Annotated in this window: 10 protein-coding genes; 5 read left to right on the top strand and 5 right to left on the bottom strand. The window is 62.0% G+C overall.

The genetic code is table 11. The features are described 5' to 3' along the window. From rbbA to ACF8YQ_RS00080, 5 genes are all read right to left on the bottom strand, one after another. A complete protein-coding gene (rbbA, locus tag ACF8YQ_RS00100) occupies window positions 1-2,730 on the bottom strand; it encodes a ribosome-associated ATPase/putative transporter RbbA (protein ID WP_396622229.1) in 2,730 nt (909 codons plus the stop codon). Beyond that, window positions 2,723-3,721 carry an HlyD family secretion protein gene (locus ACF8YQ_RS00095; protein WP_396622228.1) on the bottom strand — a complete coding sequence of 333 codons (999 nt, stop codon included), beginning with the start codon at window positions 3,719-3,721 and terminating at the stop codon, window positions 2,723-2,725. Before ACF8YQ_RS00095 ends, rbbA begins: the two co-directional genes overlap by 8 nt. Before the next feature lie 121 nt (window positions 3,722-3,842). Beyond that, complete coding sequence (locus tag ACF8YQ_RS00090) at window positions 3,843-4,235, bottom strand: globin domain-containing protein (protein WP_011783597.1); 393 nt, start codon at window positions 4,233-4,235, stop codon at window positions 3,843-3,845. 129 nt (window positions 4,236-4,364) lie between these two features. Beyond that, window positions 4,365-6,617, bottom strand: coding sequence for a helicase C-terminal domain-containing protein (locus tag ACF8YQ_RS00085; RefSeq protein WP_396622227.1), 2,253 nt, complete (start codon window positions 6,615-6,617; stop codon window positions 4,365-4,367). Beyond that, window positions 6,614-8,314: a VRR-NUC domain-containing protein gene (locus tag ACF8YQ_RS00080; protein ID WP_226596957.1), complete on the bottom strand. Its 1,701-nt coding sequence runs from the start codon at window positions 8,312-8,314 to the stop codon at window positions 6,614-6,616. The genes ACF8YQ_RS00085 and ACF8YQ_RS00080 overlap by 4 nt, the downstream gene beginning before the upstream one ends. A gap of 156 nt (window positions 8,315-8,470) precedes the next feature. Here ACF8YQ_RS00080 and ACF8YQ_RS00075 point away from each other — a divergent pair, with 156 nt between their 5' ends. From ACF8YQ_RS00075 to recD, 5 genes are all read left to right on the top strand, one after another. Further along, a complete protein-coding gene (locus ACF8YQ_RS00075) occupies window positions 8,471-8,938 on the top strand; it encodes a hypothetical protein (RefSeq protein ID WP_396622226.1) in 468 nt (155 codons plus the stop codon). A 23-nt stretch (window positions 8,939-8,961) separates the two neighbouring features. Continuing rightward, the gene (locus tag ACF8YQ_RS00070) at window positions 8,962-9,183 is read left to right on the top strand and encodes a hypothetical protein (protein ID WP_396622225.1); all 222 of its coding nucleotides are present in this window, start codon (window positions 8,962-8,964) and stop codon (window positions 9,181-9,183) included. Window positions 9,184-9,345: 162 nt separating this feature from the next. Beyond that, a complete protein-coding gene (gene recC / locus ACF8YQ_RS00065; RefSeq protein WP_396622224.1) occupies window positions 9,346-12,939 on the top strand; it encodes an exodeoxyribonuclease V subunit gamma in 3,594 nt (1,197 codons plus the stop codon). Next, window positions 12,936-16,661 carry an exodeoxyribonuclease V subunit beta gene (gene recB, locus ACF8YQ_RS00060; RefSeq protein WP_396622223.1) on the top strand — a complete coding sequence of 1,242 codons (3,726 nt, stop codon included), beginning with the start codon at window positions 12,936-12,938 and terminating at the stop codon, window positions 16,659-16,661. Before recC ends, recB begins: the two co-directional genes overlap by 4 nt. Next, window positions 16,658-18,910 carry an exodeoxyribonuclease V subunit alpha gene (recD, locus tag ACF8YQ_RS00055; protein ID WP_396622222.1) on the top strand — a complete coding sequence of 751 codons (2,253 nt, stop codon included), beginning with the start codon at window positions 16,658-16,660 and terminating at the stop codon, window positions 18,908-18,910. The genes recB and recD overlap by 4 nt, the downstream gene beginning before the upstream one ends. The last annotated feature ends 3 nt before the right edge of the window (window positions 18,911-18,913 follow it).

Below are 18,913 nucleotides of genomic sequence, written 5' to 3'. Positions count from 1 at the left end.
TCAGCGCCCCTGTTTTCTGAGCAACGCCACCGCCATTACGGTCAGTACCGGAACGAACGCCGCCAGGGCCAGGAACGCGCCCTGCATATCCGCCAGCGACAGGCCTTTGGTAAACACGCCACGGCTGATCTGCAGGAACCAGGTCGCCGGCCAGACCGGACCGATCAACGCGCCGGCGCCGCTCAGGGACGACACCGGTTCGGTCAGGCCGGAAAACTGTACAGTCGGCAGTATGGTGAGAATCGCAGTGGCCGCCAGGGCGGCAATCTGGGTCGAGGCAAAGGTCGACATCACCTGACCCAAGGCCGTGGTGGCGGTCACAAAGAGCAGGGCGCCGAAGGTGAGCGTCAGCAGGCTGCCTTTGATCTCGACATCAAACACGTACACCGCCAGCAAGACCAGGCTCACGTAGCTGATCATGCTGAACGCGATGTAGGGCAGCTGTTTGCCCAGCAAGAACTCCACCCGGGTGACCGGAGTGACGTACAGATTGGTGATGGAGCCCAATTCCTTTTCCCGAACGATGCCCAGGGCCATCAGAATGGCGGGGATGAAGATCAGCAGAATGGGGATAACCGCTGGCACCATCGCATCCAGGCTCCGGAAGTCCTGGTTGTAGCGATACCGGTCCTCCAGCGTGACCAGTGTCAGCGTGGGTACCACGCCCAGAGTGCGCTGGGCCAGCTCCGTCAGGTAACTGATGTGCATGCCTTCAACGTAACCCAGGATGGTCTCGCCCCGGAAAGGCATGGCACCATCCACCCAAACCGCCATTTCGGTCGGTCGCCCCCGTTTCAGGTCTTTGCCGAAGCCCGGCGGAATCTCAATCGCCAGACTCAGCTCGCCGGAGCGCATGCGTTGCTCCAGCTCCTGGATATTCTGCAATTCCGGTTGTTGCAGGAAATACCGGGAGCCGGACACCGCCGCAATGTAATCCCGGCTCTGGGGTGTCTGGTCCCGATCCAGCACGGCGAACGACAGGTCTTCGACATCCAGGGTAATGCCGTAACCCAGGATCAGCATCAACAACGCAGAACCGATAAAGGCGAAGGCCATTCGAATGGGGTCCCGCAACAGTTCCCTCGCTTCCCGGGTGGCGTAAGCGAGCAAGCGCCGGGGACTGAACACGGTCGGCCGGTCACCATGACTGGCGGGCTCCAGAGCCAGTTGGTCGGCGCCGGCCTCCGGCTCTTTATCCACCGCTTCCAGGGTTTTCATGAACGCGCCTTCCAGGCTGTCGGTGCCGGAGGCTTCAACCAGTCGATCGGGCGTATCGCAAGCCAATACTTCGCCCGCGTGCATGAGCGAAATCCGGTCGCAGCGCTCACCCTCGTTCATGAAATGGGTGGAGATAAAAATGGTCACGCCATCTTCCCGGGACAGGCGCATCAACAATTGCCAGAACCGGTTGCGGGCCCCCGGGTCGACGCCTGAGGTAGGTTCATCCAGGATCAGCAATTCGGGCTCGTGCACCACGGCCACGGCCAGGGACAGCCGCTGGCGAACCCCAAGTGGCAGGGCGCCTGCTCGCTGGTCCAGTACATCTTCAAGACCGAACTCCCGAACCAGAACCGAAATACGCTCCGGGATTCTGGTGTCCGGCAGGTGAAACAGCCGGGCATGCAGATCCAGATTCTGACGCACGGTGAGTTCGCCATAGAGCGAGAAGGCCTGGGACATGTAGCCAACCTTCTGCCGGGTGGCCAGGTCTTTGGCATCCAGTGGTTCACCGAACAGCCGGACTTCGCCTTCTGTTGGGGTCAGCAATCCGGTGAGCATTTTCATGGTGGTGGTCTTGCCACAACCGTTGGATCCCAGAAAACCGAAGATCTCGCCTTTCGGGATGGAAAAGCTGACGTTACGAACCGCCGTAAAGCTGCCAAACCGCAGGGTCAGATGCTCAGCCTCAATGGCCGGCGTCTGGTTTTCGCCGGTTGGCTCTCGCTGCGCAGCAATAGCCGTATCGCCGCTTTCCTGCACCTGCCGGTTTTCGGGTAACAGCGCGATGAAGGCATCGTCCAGCGTCTCGGTATTGGTCTGCTCACGGAGTTCTGCCGGTGAGCCTGTGGCCAGTACCTTGCCCTCGTCCATGGCCACCAGCCAGTCGTAACGTTCGGCTTCTTCCATGTAGGCCGTGGCCACCAACACGCTCATACCGCTGCGTTGCCGGCGAATGGTATCGATCAGATCCCAGAAACGCTTGCGGGAGAGCGGGTCCACGCCGGTGGTGGGTTCATCCAGAATCAGCAGATCGGGGCTGTGGATAAGGGCACAGCACAGCCCCAGCTTCTGTTTCATACCGCCGGACAGCTTGCCGGCGGGACGGTCCCGGAAGGACAACAACCCAGTAGCTTCCAGCAACCGGTCAATCTGATCCTTCCTTGAAGGGCCTCGCAAACCAAACAGATCGGCGAAGAAGGCGATGTTCTCGTCCACCGTCAGCGTATGGTAGAGATTACCGCCCAGTCCCTGGGGCATATAGGCAATACGGGGGGCGACCCGGTTACGAAACCGCTGGCTGCGCATATCGCCGCCAAGCACCTGCAACTCGCCGGTCTGCAACTCACGGGCACCGGCAAGCAGGCCCAACAGTGTGGATTTGCCCACCCCGTCCGGGCCGATCAGCCCAACCATGCAGCCAGACGGAAACGTCAGGGAAATATCAGACAGCGCATCGGTTTCCCCGTAGCGATGGCTGACTCCTTCCAGCCGGGCCACGGTCTCAGTCATTGGGCAAAGCCACTTTCAGGCTCTCGGGCCAGGGCTGGCCCTCATCCAGTCTTACGTAGGCTTCGCCGGGTACGCCGGTTTTCACCCGGTCCCGATAGGCTTTGAGCAACTCCGGATCAATCCGGATACGAACCCGGAACATCAGCTTCTCCCGCTCGCTGCGGGTTTCCACTGACTTCGGCGTGAACTGGGCTTCGGCGGCGACGAAGCTGACTTCCGCTGGCACCACATAGTCCGGCAGGGCATCAAGAACGATCCGGGCTTCAGAGCCAACCCGGACTTTGCCCGCCTGGGCTGTGGGCAGGAAGATGGTCATGTACACATCGGTGACATCCAGTACCGTGGCTACTTTGCCACCGGCGGCCAGCACCTCGCCCGGCTCCGCCAGCCGATACAGAACCCGGCCACCCACCGGCGTGGTCAACTGGCTGTCATCAATATTGGTCTGGATACGGCGGGCACTGGCTTTGGCAGCTTCGATACTGGCATCGGCAGACGCCACTTGTACTCTGGCAGCCTGCAATGCCGCCTCGGCGGTTTCCGCCGCGGTACGGGCGCGGTCCAACTGCTCCTGAGAGGCATGGCCCCGATCGGCCAGCGATTCAATACGGGCCAGTTCGGCTTGGGCATACCGACGCTCGCTTTCCCGTTGGGCCACCACGGCCTCGGCCAGTCGCCGGCTCTGCTCGGCCTGGTGCAAACTGGCTTGCGCCGCTGCCAGGCTGGCCTCAAGTTCGTCGGTATCCATCACAGCCAGCAACATGCCGGCTTCAACCATGTCGCCCTCGCGGACTTCGAAGGATTCCAGGCGCCCGGGTATTCGGGTGGCAATGTCGACTTCGGTGGCTTCAATACGGCCGTTACCGGAGCCAATATGCTCTGGCAGCTCATCGCCCTTCGGCATCAGATACCAGGCGGCAACGGCAATCAATGCCACAATCAGCACAACAAGAAGAAGTTTGGATGCGGTTTTGGCGCTGCTATCGGCCATGTGTCGTCCTTGAGGGGAAGAAGATGTATGACAGGAGAAGTATAGAGCAGAAGTGTGACGTTCAGGCTGACGGGGATCAAGATAGCTTCCAATCTATCCCGCCCGTCAGTTTGACATGAACTCAGTAGGCGCCGCGGATCAGATCGATACCGGGCTTGAGCACGCTACGCCACGCCTCTCGGAGTTCGGGCGTGTATTCCGGATCGTGAGCGCGGACCGTTTTCAGCAATGCCTCCTGCCAGAGGTCGTACCACTCAGGCTGAATATTGTAATTGTGGCGATTATGGCTTTCTCCCAGATCCCGCAATTTGCGGTCGGACATACCCCGGGCAACCAGAATGATCTGCATCACACCGTTACGCAGCAGATGGCGCTGAGCAGACATATCCGTGTTCAGAAACCGGTTGCGGATGGCATCGGAGCTGGACATAAAGAAGTCGTAGAAATCCACAAAGAATTCATCCTTGCGGCAGCAGCGACCATAGCTCTGGAAAACAAGATCGGTCGGGTTCATTTGCAATCAGTGTCCTTGATCATCGTGGGGATTGTCATTAAGGGCCACGGATTCTAAGCAAGCGAACAGGTTTTTCCATAGTGACATGTAACAACTGACGTCAATCGCGACAATTTGACGCTCTCTGAATCAGGTGTTGGTGAACCACCAGGTCGGCAACAGGCCACGCACCGGTCGTTTCAGAAAGCGGTCATCAATCAGCCAGATTACCCCCCTGTCTTCCGGAGTGCGGATCACCCGGCCGGCGGCCTGGGCCACTTTCTGCAGGCCGGGGATCAGGTAGGTGTAGTTATAGCCTTCGCCAAATCGTTGTTGCAGGCGCTCTTTGAGGATTTCATGCCAGGCATCAAACGGCGGCATCCCGAGGGTGGCCACGAAGGCGCCGATCAGCTGGTCGCCGGGCAGGTCGATACCCTCACTGAACACGCCGCCGAGTACTGCGAAGGCAACTGAGCCTTCCGGTTTCTGGAATTCTGCCAGGAACTGCCGGCGTTGGTCCGGGCTCATACCCGGCTTTTGGGAGCGTTGGGGGATGTCCGGTGCCTGTTCTGCCAGCGTATCGCTCACTTCTTTGGCGTATTTGAAGCTGCTGAAGAACGCCAGGTAGTGGCCCGGCCGTGTCCGGTACTGTTTGGCGATCAGTTCGGCGACGGGCTGCAGGCTGGCTTCACGATGCACCTGCCGGGTGCTGATGCCGGGTGTGAACTCAACCTTCAGTTGTCCGGCGCTGAAAGGGCTGGGCAGGGACGTAAAGCGGGCGTCTTCCGGCAAACCAAGCAAATCCCGGTAATACACGCCGGGGCTGAGGGTTGCGGAGAACAGCAGCACCGAGTGAGCGGCTTTGAAGCGCTCAATGAGGAAATCCGCCGGAATCAGATTCTGGATGGTCAGGCTGGCCCGGCCGCGGCCGCTGCGCTGGAATTCGCACAGGGAATGATCACCAAAGCTGTCTGCCAGTTTCATGAAGGCCACACTTTCGAACATCACTTCCTGCAGGGCCAGGTCCGGCGGGTTGTCGGCCAGGTAGTCGGTGATCACCGAGACCATGGCCTGCAGGGCACCCAGCAATTGCGACGGCAGAATCGGCAGGAACACCGGCTGGGCCTGTTCGCCGTGATCCCGGATCAGCGCCTGCCAGGCCCGAGCGGTGCGGTCCAGGGCGGCTTTCACCGGTTTCGGGGCGGTTTTTTTTAGCTTCAACAAGCGCTGCTGTTCCAGCTGCACCGAGTACATGCCCCGGGCCCGGTCTACCAGGTTGTGGGCTTCGTCCACCAGCACGCTGGCCTGCCAGTGGTTCTGGCGGATCAGGCCGTGCAGCAGGGCAGACTGATCGAACAGCCGGTTCACATCGCCAATCACCAGGTCACTCCAGCGGGCCATTTCCTGGGCCAGGAAGTAGGGGCAAATATCGTGACCGGCGGCGATGTTCGCCAATGTCTCCTGGCTTAACGGCTCCTTGCTCTGTACCGCTTCGGCCCGGGCGTCGTGCAGGCGGTCAAAAAAGCCCTTGGCCAGCGGGCAGGAATCGCCGTGGCAGGCTTTGTCCGGGTGTTCACAGGCGTCGTCCTTCGATACCAGTTCCAGAACTCGCAAAGGCCAGGGCTGCAATTCATCCCGGGCATGTTGCAACCTGCCCACTGCTTCCAGCGCCAGCTGACGGGCGGTGTTGCGGCAGGTGAGGTAGAACAGCCGGTCCTGCCTGGCGGCAGGCATTGCCATCAGGGCCGGGAACAGGGTACCCAGGGTCTTGCCCAGGCCGGTAGGCGCTTCCAGCAGCAGGGTGCCGGCTCTGACCGAATTCTTGTACACGGTTTCCGCCAGCTGCCGTTGCCGGGGACGAAAATCCGGGAAGGGGAAGCGCAGGTTGGCCAGCAGGGCGTCCCGTTGTTCCCGATGGTGTTCTTCCTGCTCGGCCCAGGCTTTGTACAGACCACACAGGGTTTCCAGTTCCTGCCAGAGCTCGTCGGCTTTGGCGGTTTCGGTGAGCACCGTTTCCTTGTCCCGGCCTATGTCGTAGTACACCAGCGCCAGTTCCACGCTCTTGCGGTTTTCCTGCCGGCACAGCAAAGCGCCATAGGCCCGTAACTGGGCCCGGTGCAAAGCCTGCTGGTGAGGGCGGATGCGGGACACATCGCCCCGGTGAGTCTTGATTTCTTCCAGCCGGTTCTTGTGCGGATGGTAACCATCAGCCCTGCCGGACAGCTCCATTCCGAGAACGAGACCGGTCACTGAAAACTCGCTTTTGTAGCCGTAGCCACGCTTTGACTGGATGGCCTGATGGCCGGCTATGCCCTCCTCTGCGGTGGGTGCCGGGGTGTAGCGGAAATCCAGGTCGCCGTGGCGGGCGGCAAATTCACACAGGGTCCGGACAGCAACTTTCACACAATGGCCTCATCATCCTGCCAGCGCACATAGCACACGCTGGCCGGGATGCCTTGCCGGGCGAAGAACTGCAACCAGCGCACCTGATGGTCCTGCAGGCGGTCGCCAGGGCCTTTCACCTCAATCATTTCATATCGTTGTTCCGGGTGGTCTGCTTCTGGCACCAGACGGATCAGGTCCGGGAAGCCACTGCGGTGTTCCTTGATGTTGTTGAGCAGGCGTCGGAACAGGGCCTCCAGGTGGCCAGAGGGAATGCAGTGCAGGGCCAGCTCCAAAAGAGCTTTATCCAAAACCGGCCAGAACACGAAAGGATTGGCGATGCCCTGCTTGTTCTTGAAGGTGTCGAGCATTTCCCGGCGATAGGCGCCGGTGCCCAGCAAACGGAACCTTCGCTCGAACGCCTGCTGGCGACGGGCAACGAAGTCTTCCCGGGTCAGGTCTGCCGGACCAATATGGAACGGATGGAAGAAGGCGCCGGGCAGGGGCTGGAAGATCACCGGCCAGCACAGCAGACCGAACAGGGCGTTGATCAGGGTGTTTTCCACATAGAACACCGGGGCGTCATCCGTGGCCAGATGCTGCAGCGCTGCCAGCTCCACCGTACCCGTGTCCGGCTTCGGCAATGTGAGGGTGAATTCCTGCAGTGGGGGGTTATCCACAGGCTCGGGCTGGTCGGCCCCTACCTTCGGCGCCAGCCGCTTCAGCAACCGGGCGAGGCCCTGGGCTTCGGCGTCGCTCAGTGCACTGGTTCGCCACTGACAGGCTATGGCCCAGGCTTCCTCAAAACGCTTCATCCGTTCCAGTAAGCGAAGCTGTTTCAGCCGCGCTTCCCGGTGACCGCTGTTTTCCAGGACCTCAAGTGCCAGTTCCCGTTCGCCCTGGCGCTCCGCCTGCCGGCCCAGTTCCAGCAATAAACGGTCCCGTCGGCTGGCAAGCCAGGGATTATCCACAGGGCCCGGGACATCGGGCCAGACGTCCACCGCCGGTTCGCCATTGTCGAGCCGTTCCCGGCATTGGTGCATCTGCAGGTAGCAATCCACCTCGGCCCGCTGCTGGAAGGCCCGGGATGCCGGGGTAAATGGCACAGACTCGAACTGCTGAACGCCCAGTTCCACCAGCACAAAGTCGGTCCAGCTCTGGCGCAGATTGCCGAAGAACATCAGGCGGATGCGATCGAACAAGGCCATGTCCTGCAACCGGACCACAGTCGAAGCCTCACCGCCACCAGGCAGCCAAGCCCCCAGGGCTCTTGGTGCATTGAACGGTTCCGCCAGCAGCTCCCGCATCCGGGCCTTACCCAGCGTTTTCGGGTGACCCTGCTGTTGCAACCAATCGGCGAACTCCGGCCGTAATTCAGCCAGGGTAAACAGCCGGAACAGGTCGTCCACGCTTAGCTCCGGCGCGGGATCCAGCCAGCCCGCCTGCACCAGTGTCCTGAGTGCTTCCGATTCCGGCACCGGCAGTTCGGGATAACGCAGCTTGTGGGCCCGGAACAGCTCTCCGGTACGCATTACCATGCGGGTCAGCAGCGCCCGGGGCCCGGTGGCCAGGCCGCTGAAGGCCGCCAGCCGGTTTCGCTCCTGTTCCGTTAACAGGTCCGCGTGGTGGTTCGCTACCCAGGCCACCAGAATATCCATGTTCTCCAGATAATAGAGCGGATCATCCAGGCTGGCGGGAACCGGTCGGTGCTTGATCATAGGAATGCAGACGTTGGATTGGCAGAGAGGCACAAACTTTACGCCGGAAGGCGGGCAGGCTCAAACCTGTTCCATGCACAAAAATTAATCATCACGAGCCTTGCCAATTTATTTAATGATAACTATTATCATTTGCATCAAGACAAGGAGGACGCCATGAAATTTCTCTGCCCACGCCACCGCCGGATGTTTGCCAGTCTTTCCCTGAACGAGAAGAACGATCTATGGATGCTCTGGATGGAATATGCCTTTACCTTCAGCGAAAACCGGGATTCCGACAAACTGGTGGCCGCCACCGGCAGTGCTTTCGATCTGGCTTGCCTGGCCCGCAAACACCACCCGGACTGCATGCAGGTAGAGCTGACCCTGGCGGCGATACTGGTGTGCCGGGCGCTGCGCGACCGTGGCGACATCGGCGCTGCCGAACATGTGCTTTTCCAGGCTCTGGACAGCCTGCAATCCAGCGAGCCCTGCCCGGGTATAACCGGTCGGTGCAGCACCGATGAGTGTCTTGAGGTATTGCTGGATCATCGTCGCCATTCGGAATTCTTTGCCGAGTATCTGAACTGGCCCTCGTTCCCGTTCACAACGCCGGCAACACGTCCGGCAATGGCCATGCACTGACAGGTTCCGGAGGAGCTATGGGTATGCCCTTCACACGCCCGAACCCGGTTCAGGCGCACAGAATTACAGATCTGGACTGGCACAAAAACCGACATCATGACCGGGTCTGCATCAGTATCGATGCCGGGAGCCTGGCCAGGCTGATGCAAAACCGGCAGTTGCACGCCGAGGATTTCTCTTGTCTGGATGCGTCCTCCCAGAGCCTGGTTCGCAATCTGCTTCTGGCTTGTCTGCGGCATTCCTGACCCGGCCGCCCTCCGGATTCGCAACGTCTGTCTTTTGAACAATCACGACTGCCCCTGTCGCTCCGTCAAGTTACGATGGAGTGCGCCTGACGGTCCGTATTCTCGGCCAACTGCGGTAAGCTGTGGCCCGAGGATTGAATTGTTCATCAGACAAGGAAAACCATGGCCGACTCCACCGCCATTGAACCCGGCTTTCACGCTATCCACGCCAACCACCTGGAAGACCTGCGCCGCGCCGTGGTCTATATCTGCCGGCAGAACCCCATGCCGCCGCTGCAGAGTGAGACCTTCCTGGTGCAGAGTAACGGTATCGCCCATTGGCTGAAGCTGGCACTGGCGGAAAAGCGCACCGAGGATGGGGTGGAAGGCGGCCTGGGCATTGCCGCCGGTATGGATTTCCTGTTTCCCGCACGGTTTATCTGGCAGGCCTACCGGGCGGTGTTGCCCGATGGCGAAGTGCCGGAGCAGTCCCCTTTCGACAAGCGCCGCCTGGTATGGCGGCTTTACCGTTTGCTGCCGGAGCTAGTGGGGCAGGATGAGGCCTTCACGCCCCTGGCGCGGTTTCTGGACGGTCGCGATACCGATCTGCGCAATTTCCAGCTGGCCGAAAAAGTGGCCGACCTGTTCGACCAGTACCAGGTGTTCCGGGCCGACTGGCTCGCGGCCTGGGAGCAGGGCAAGGACGTGGTGATCACGGCCCGGGGCGAGGAGAAAGCTCTGGATACGGAAGCCTGCTGGCAGCCTCTGCTCTGGCGCAAGCTGGTCGAGGACACGGGCAGCGAGGCCCACACCAGCCGCTCGCAGATCCACACCCGTTTCATGGAACAGGGCCAGCGCATCAGCGAACCGGCCAATCCGGGGCGCCTGCCCAAACGCATTGTGGTGTTCGGGGTGTCGTCATTGCCCCGGCAGGCACTGGAAGCTTTGTACGTATTGAGCCGCTTTAGCCAGGTGGTGTTGTGCGTGCACAACCCCTGCCAGTTCTACTGGGCCGACATCATCAGCGACCGGGAGCTGCTGAAAGCCGAACGCAAGCGGGGCGCCGCACACCCGGTGCTGTCACAGATTGACGATCCGGACCAGCTTCACCAGCATGCCAACCCTCTGTTAGCGGCCTGGGGCAAGCAGGGCCGGGACTACATCCGCCTGCTGGATGAGTTCGACAATCCGGACGACTACCGCGCCAGCTTCCAGACCCCCGGCCAGAAGATCGATATCTTTACCGACCATGGCGATGTGGATAACCCCTGCCTGCTGCACCAGCTACAGAACGATATCCACAACCTGACCCCATTGCAGGAAATCCGCCAGCAGCACCGCACGGTGGATCTGGCCCGGGACCATTCCGTGGTGTTCCACGACGCCCATGGCCCCCAGCGGGAGGTGGAAATCCTGCACGACCAGCTGCTGGCTGCGTTCAATGCCGACAAATCGCTCAGACCCCGGGATGTGATCGTGATGGTGCCCGATATCAACGTGTACGCGCCCCATATCCAGGCGGTGTTTGGCCGCTATCAACCGGGCCGCAAGCGCCACATTCCGTTCACCATTTCCGACCAGGGCCAGCGCCACCACGAGCCGGTACTGATTGCCCTGGAAACCCTGATGTCGCTGCCCCGCAGCCGCTTTGGCGTGAGTGAGATCATCAGCCTGCTGGAAGTGCCCGGCATTCGCGACCGCTTTGGCATCAGTGAAGACGAGATTCCCCTGGCCCGGCGCTGGGTGGAAGGCGCCAACATTCGCTGGGGCCTGCACGGCCAGCACCGGGAAAGCCTGGATTTGCCGGCACAACTGGAGCGCAACACCTGGCAGGCGGGCCTGCGGTCGATGCTGCTGGGCTATGGTATGGGCGAAGACGAGCCCTGGGGCGGAGTCGAGCCCTATGGCGAGATCGGCGGCCTGCAGGCCAGCCTGGCCGGGCGTCTGGGCGAATTCGTGCACCAGCTGGAAACCCTGTGGCAGGCCCTGCAGGCCACCCGCACGCCCGGGGAATGGGAAGCCCTGTTCTCCGCCATGCTGGCGCAGTTTTTCCACAAGGTAGAGGGCCAGGATTTGCTGTTGCTGAACCGCTTCCGCCGTCAGTTGGACCAGTGGCTGGACGATGCCCTGGCCGCCGGACTGGAACAGCAACCGCTGCCCCTGAATATCGTCAAAGATGTGCTGCTGCAGGGCCTGGACGAAGGCGGCCTGAACCAGCGGTTCCTGGCCGGCAAGGTGAACTTCGCCACGCTGATGCCGATGCGCGCCATTCCGTTCCGCAAGGTGTGCCTGCTGGGTATGAATGACGGCGACTACCCCCGTTCCCGGCCGCCGGTGGATTTCGACCTGATGGCCCAGGACTATCGCCCCGGGGACCGTTCCCGCCGGGAAGACGACCGCTATTTGTTCCTGGAAGCCCTGCTGTCGGCCCGGGAACAGCTGTACATCAGCTGGGTGGGCCGCAGCATCAAAGACGACTCCGAGCGACCACCCTCGGTGCTCATCGGCCAGCTGCAGGACCACCTGGACAGTCTGTGGACCGTGGCCGGGCAACCGGAACTGGCGGTTACCCGGGCCCTGACCACCCGGCACCCGCTGCAACCGTTCAGCCGGGATTACTTCCCGAAAACCAACGGCGTGGGCGCAGGCGAAGAGGCCCAACCCAAACCCCTGGCCGAGGTGCTGCAGGCCCGGGGCCTGTTTACCTATGAACGGGAATGGCGCAGCGCCCATGCTGTGGATAACCCGGAGCGGAGCCGGGAAGCGCTGCCGTACCAGGCCCCGGAAGAGCCGATCAGCCTGGGTGAGCTGGCGAACTTCCTGAAAAAGCCCATCGATACCTTTTACCAGCGCCGGCTGCAGGTGCGCTTTGAGGACGTGGAAGATGACGACACCGACAACGAAAACTTCGACCTGAACGGCCTGGACCGCTGGCGCCTGGATAACGAGCTGATTCAGGAAGGCGTGGTCAAAGCCGCTACCGAGGAAGAATTGCACGAACGCCTGGAAACCACCCTGGACCGCATGGCCCGGCGCGGCGACCTGGGCATGGGGGTGACCGAACACCGCCTGCGCACAGAACTGGCCGGCCGGTTGCCAGACCTGTTCGAGCGCTATCGCGGCGCCCTGGCCGAGTGGCCGGAAGCGGTGGCCGAACCCTTGCCGTTCGAGTTTCGCTATTCCGATAGCACCGGCGCGATGGAGGTGGCCGATTTAATCGACAACCTGCGCTGCAACCCCGCAGGGCAGCTGTGCCGGCTGGTGATCGCCAGCTCCGGCCTGCTCACCGGCTCCGGCTACTCGAAAAAAGTCCGCTACGCCAACCTGCTGCGGGACTGGCTGATTCACCTGGCCGGGCAGCTCAGCGGCCAGCCGTTTGAAACCCTGATTCTAGGCAAAGAAGAAGGCCGCAAGTTCCACTTCCCGGTGATGGCTCCGGAGCAGGCACAACCGCATTTTGCAGCCATTCTGAGCCGCTGGATGGAAGCCACCACCCGGACCCTGCCCATTCACTGCGAAGCCGGCTTTGCCTGGATCACCAGTTTCTATGGCGGCAAGAAATTTATCGGCGACCACGAACGGGCCATCAGTGAAGCAGAACAGGCCTATTCCACCGCCCTGGACCGGGACACCGGCTACCTGCTGGGTGCCTTCGAAAGTCCCGAGGCACTGATGGCGAGCGGCGAGTTTGAAGCCCTGCTGCATCAGCTTTATGTGCCTCTGTGGGAAGCCGAACAGGGCAAGTCGGCGGCGGAGCAAATCGGGAGCATGGAATGACGGAACAGAGAACCAACCGAAACCCGAATCTGGACCCACTGGCCCTGCCCCTGAACGGCAGCGCGCTGATCGAGGCCAGCGCAGGCACCGGCAAAACCTTCACCATCGCCATCCTGTATGTGCGCCTGGTGCTGGGCCATGGCCAGGCAGAAGACAGCCCACTGCAGAACCTGTTGCCGCCTAACCTGCTGGTGGTCACCTTTACCGACGCCGCCACCAAGGAGCTGCGGGACCGCATCCGCACCCGGCTGACCCAGGCCGCCGAGGTGTTTTCCGACGCCGCTGACCACCTCGAACCCACCCCGGAAACCGCACTTATCCACAAGCTGCGGGATGACAGTTACCCGGACCCGGCCAGGTGGCCTGACTGCCGCAAGAAACTGCTGCTGGCCGCCGAATGGATGGACGAAGCGGCGGTATCCACCATTCACGGTTTCTGCAACCGCATGCTCAGCGAACACGCCTTCGACAGCGGCAGCCTGTTCAAGCTCACCCTGGAAACGGACCAGAGCGAACTGCTGGACGAGGTGGCAAGGGATTACTGGCGCACCTTCGTTTACCCCTTACCACCGGCCCTTATGGACGAAGCCCTGAGCCACTGGAAAACCCCCACCGACCTGCGCAAGGCAGTGCGCAACCTGATTGACGACCCGGCCGCCCTGGGCACACCGCCAGAGAGTGTCCACCAGGCCATCAACCAGGTGGTCAGCGAGCGGCTGGCCCGGGCCAGTGAACTGAAAGCCCACCCCTGGGCCCAGTGGCAGCAGGAAGTCACCGACCTGCTGAACGGCCTGAACAAAGCCAAGCGTCTGAACGGCAACAGCAAAAACGCCATGCTCAAGGTCTGGGACAGCCTGCTGGCCTGGGCTGAATCCAACGAACTGCTGCCAGAGAAGCTGGACAGTGCCGCCGGTTACAAGAACCAGACCCCCGAAGGCCTGGATAACATCCTGAAAGGGGACGAACCGGCACCCCGGCACCCGGCCTTTGACGCCATCGACGCCTTGCTGGCATTCGGCCAGAACCTGCCCAGCGCCAAGTCCGACATCCTGCGCCACGCCAGCCACTGGGTTGCCGCGCGGCTGGATGCGGAGAAGCAGCAACGTTCGGAAATGGGCTTTGATGACCTGCTCACCCGCCTGGACGACGCCCTGCATGGCCCCCGGGGCGATCAACTGGCCGCCACCATCCGCCGCCAGTTTCCGGTAGCGCTGATTGACGAATTCCAGGACACCGACCCGGTGCAGTACCGCATTTTCAACCGGATCTACAACGTAGAAGCCAACCAACCGGACACCTGCCTGTTGATGATCGGTGACCCGAAACAGGCCATCTACGGTTTCCGGGGCGCCGATATCCACACCTACCTGCAGGCCCGGCTGGGCGTACAGGCCCGCACCTACACCCTGGGCACCAACTACCGCTCTGCCGACACCATGGTCAGCGGGGTGAACCGGGTGTTCGAATACAGCGACCAGCACAGCCCGAAAGGCGCCTTCCTGTTCGGCAAAGGGGACAGCACGCCACTGCCGTTCCAGAGCGTGGCGGCCAACGGTACCAAACGGCTCTGGGCGGTAAACGGAGAGATTCAGCCCAGCCTGGTGTTCTGGACCCACGAATCCGGAGAAGAGGACAAGGAAGGCAACCCAAAAGGCCTCGCCAAAGGCACCGCCACCGCCGATGTAGCCGAAACCTGCGCCAGCGAGATTGCCCGCTTGCTAACCCTGGGCCAGGCCGGGCAGGCAGGCTTTGTCCTGCCAGATAACCCGGCCGACCTGGAGCCCGTCGAACCCAAAGACATCGCCGTGCTGGTGAACAACCGCAACGAAGCCGCTGCGGTGCGCGATGCCCTTGGCCGCCGGCGCATCAAGAGCGTGTACCTGTCGGACCGGGATTCGGTGCTGACTTCCCGGGAAGCCAAGGAAGTGTTGTGCTGGCTGCGTGCCTTCGCCGAGCCCCGGCAACTGGCCTTCATCCGCGCCGCGCTGGCGACGCCGACCCTGGGCCAGAGCTGGCAAGCGCTCGACCTGCTGCTGACCGACGAGCTGATACTGGAACGGGAAATCGAGCGCTTCCAGCGCTACCAGCAACAGTGGCAGAGCCAGGGCGTACTGCCCATGCTGCGTAGTTTTCTGATGGACTTCGAGGTTCCCGGCCGCCTGCTGCAAAGCCCTGACGGTGAGCGAAGACTGACTGACATCCTGCACATCGCCGAACTGCTGCAGCAGGACAGCCTGCAACTGGACGGCGAACATGCCCTGGTGCACCACTTCACCCAGATCCTGCGGGCGGCAGACGAAGAAGACGAACACCGCACCCTGCGCCTGGAAAGCGACGCCGGTCTGGTAAAAGTGATCACCGTGCACAAATCCAAGGGCCTGGAATACCCGCTGGTGTTCCTGCCCTTCGGCACCGCCTTCCGGGCCGAGAACCCGAAGCAGGCGTATGTTCGCTACCACGACGACAGCGGCAAGCTGGTGACCGTGTTCGATCCGACTCCGGAAGACATTGAAAGGGCCGACCAGGAACGCCTGGGCGAGGACATCCGTAAACTCTATGTGGCCCTGACGCGGGCCCGGTTTGCCACCTGGGTGGGCGCGGCGGCTGTGGATAACTGGTATCAGAGCGGCCTGGGCTATGCGATTGCCGGAACACCGGAGCAGTCCATCAGCCAGGCTCTGGCCTCACTGGCCCAGGGCCGCCCGGAAATCCGGATTTCCCCGCTGCCGGAAGCCGGAAACACAATATTCACCGAAATGGCCCCGGACGCCCTGGGCCCGGCGCTGATCTCCACGCGGGAAGCGAAGGAAGACTGGTGGATCGCCAGCTACTCCACCATCGAATACACCGGCATGGCCGGCACCGGTATTACCTTCACCGGCGAAGTGGAAGACGCCCAGACCCAGAACCTGCTGGAAGAAAGCGCCCAGAATGACACCGGGGAGGCCCCCGCCGTACCCGCCGTACGCAACCACCATCATTTCCCCAAAGGCGCGGGACCCGGCACCTTCCTGCACGAATTGCTGGAATGGTGCACCGCCCAGGGCTTCCAACGGGTTGTGGATAACCCGGAGCTGTTGCACGAGCAGCTGGCCCGCCGCTGCTCCACCCGGGGCTGGGGCGACTGGATCGAGCCCCTGCAACAGTGGCTGTTGGGGCTGATCCGCAAACCGCTGCGGCTGGATCGCGACGGCCGGGAAACCGCCAGCCTGGCACAGTTGGGCAGTCTGCGCCCGGAGCTGGAGTTCTGGTTTGAAAGCCGTAACGTCAGCATCCATACACTGGACAAACTGGTCACCCGTTACACCCTGAACGGCGCGGACCGGCCCCGGGCCGAGGCCAACCGCTTCAATGGCATGCTCAAGGGCTTTATCGACCTGGTGTTTGAACACAAGGGGCAGTATTACGTGCTGGACTACAAATCCAATGCTCTGGGCGAGGACGACGACGCCTACACCGACCAGGCCATGGGCCAGGCGATTCTGGACAAACGCTACGACCTGCAATACATCCTCTACCTGCTGGCCCTGCACCGGCTGCTGAAGGCCCGTTTACCGGGATACGACTACGACCAGCACATTGGCGGCGCGGTGTACCTGTTCCTGCGAGGGGTGAACTCCGCCAGCGGCTGCGCCTTTACCGACAAGCCCCCCAGGGTGCTGATCGAACAACTGGACGCCCTGTTCGATGGCGAGCCGGTGTCCGGGGAGGTGGCTGCATGAGCCGTACCCGCCATACCGAAAACCAGTTTGCCCTGGACCTGGGTGACGACACGCCAGTGAACCGGGCGGCCACAGAATCACCGGAGACTGTGGATAACTCCCAGCTGCTGGCCCATCCTGACGACACCGAGGCGCTGTTAGGGCAATGGCAACAGGCCGGCTGGATTCGCCCGCTGGATACCGGCTTTGCCCGGCTGATCAGGGAACTCAGCGAAGAGCAGGGCGAAGGCCCGCAACCACTGGTGCTGCTGTTGGCGGCACTGACCTCGCACCAGGTGGGCCGGGGGCATGTGTGCATTGACCTGGCCACGCTACTCGACGATGCCGGCCAGACCCTGGCGCTGCCGCCGGAAGAACCGGCCAATACCGGCCTGTCTGAGAGCGAGGTGGCCAACCTGCAAGGGCGCTATCCACAGGAACTGCTGTCACGGGTACAGCTAACCGATTGCCTCGCAGCCCTGCAGGGTTCTCTGGCCGTGAGCGATGGCTCCGTGCCGGCACCGCTGGTACTGAACGGCACCCGACTGTACCTGCGCCGGTTCTGGCGTTACGAACAACGCATTGCTGAGGGCATACAGCAACGACTGGCCTTGCCATCGTCGCTGGCCGATCCGCAATCGGCGGCCTCGCAAACCTTATCCACAGCCCTGGGCACGCTGTTCCGTTCCAGCGAACCGGTGGATTACCAGAAACTGGCCTGCGCCTTGGCAGCCCGCAACCGCTTTGCCGTGATCACCGGCGGCCCGGGTACCGGCAAAACCACCACTGTAGTGAACCTGCTGGCGGCGTTGCAGGCAGTGGCTGGGGAAAGCCCGGAACGGGCAGGGCGCAAATACCGCATTAGACTGGCCGCACCCACCGGCAAGGCCGCCGCCCGCCTGAACGAATCCATTGGCGGCGCGGTCAGCAAGCTGCCTCTGGCAGACCTGCCCGGCTCCGTGCAACTGGAGGACATTCCCACCAAGGTCACCACCCTGCACCGGCTACTCGGTAGCCGGCCAGACACCCGCCAGTTCCGACATCACCGAGACAATCCGTTGCTGGTGGATATCCTGGTCATCGATGAGGCCTCCATGGTGGATGTCGACCTGATGGCCTCGGTATTCGATGCCCTGCCCGCCAGCGCTCAGCTGATCCTGCTGGGCGACAAGGACCAGCTGGCCTCAGTGGACGCCGGTGCGGTGCTGGGGGAACTTTGCCAACGGGCCCTGGACGCCCACTACACGCCGGATACTGCCCGTTGGCTAGCCGCCATCACCGGCGCGCAGGTACCGGATAGCCTTGTGGATAACTCCGGCCAGCCACTCGACCAGGCGGTGGCGATGTTGCGCAAGAGCTACCGCTTCGGACAGGACAGTGGTATCCGTCAACTGGCAGAAGCCGTAAACACCAGCGAGCTCACCAGCCAGGTACTGGGGCAGATCCGGGACGCCGGGTTTGACGATGTGATCTGGCTGAACGGCCAAACACCAAAACCCGATCCGGATCAGACACTTGAGCTGATCTGCCACCACGCCATCTCCGGCTCACCGGAGGCTTTCCGCAACGCCGGCCAGGGCCGGGTGGTGAATGGCCAGGCGCTGCCAACACCGGTGGGCTATCGCCATTATCTGGAAGTTATCCACAGCTGTGATTTGACCGCCGACAGTCCCCGGGAAGCCTGGGATGCCCACGCCGCTGAGGTGCTGGAAGCCTTCAACGATTTCCAGGTGCTGTGTGCGTTACGCAAAGGCCCCTGGGGCGTGGAGGGCTTGAACCAGCGTATCGCCCAGAAGCTGCTGGCTGAAAAACTGATCGACAAAACCGACGGCTGGTACGCCGGCCGGCCGGTGCTGGTCACCGGCAACGACTACAACCTCGGCCTGATGAACGGGGATATCGGCCTCACCTTCAGTGTACCCTGGGATAAGACCGAAACCGGCGAGCCAAAAGCGACCCTTCGGGTAGCCTTCCCGAGTGGTGACAGCACCAGCGGCATTCGCTGGATTTCCCCCAGCCGTTTGCAACAGCTGGAAACGGTATACGCCATGACGGTGCATAAGTCCCAGGGCTCGGAGTTCAACCACACCTGCCTGGTGCTACCCGATAGACTCAGCCCGGTACTCACCAAGGAACTGGTCTATACCGGCATCACCCGGGCCAAGAACTGGTTCAGCCTGATTACCGGCGATGCGCAGGTGTTCAAAGACAGCGTAAGCCAACAGGTGGTGCGAGCTTCAGGACTGGCACTTCGGCTCGGGGAGCAATAGCCC

This window comes from Marinobacter sp. W-8 (assembly GCF_044342215.1).
GTDB classification, from domain to species: domain Bacteria; phylum Pseudomonadota; class Gammaproteobacteria; order Pseudomonadales; family Oleiphilaceae; genus Marinobacter; species Marinobacter nauticus.
The sequence above is the reverse complement of the archived record's forward strand: the minus strand, read 5'-3'. Positions and strand labels throughout refer to the sequence as shown.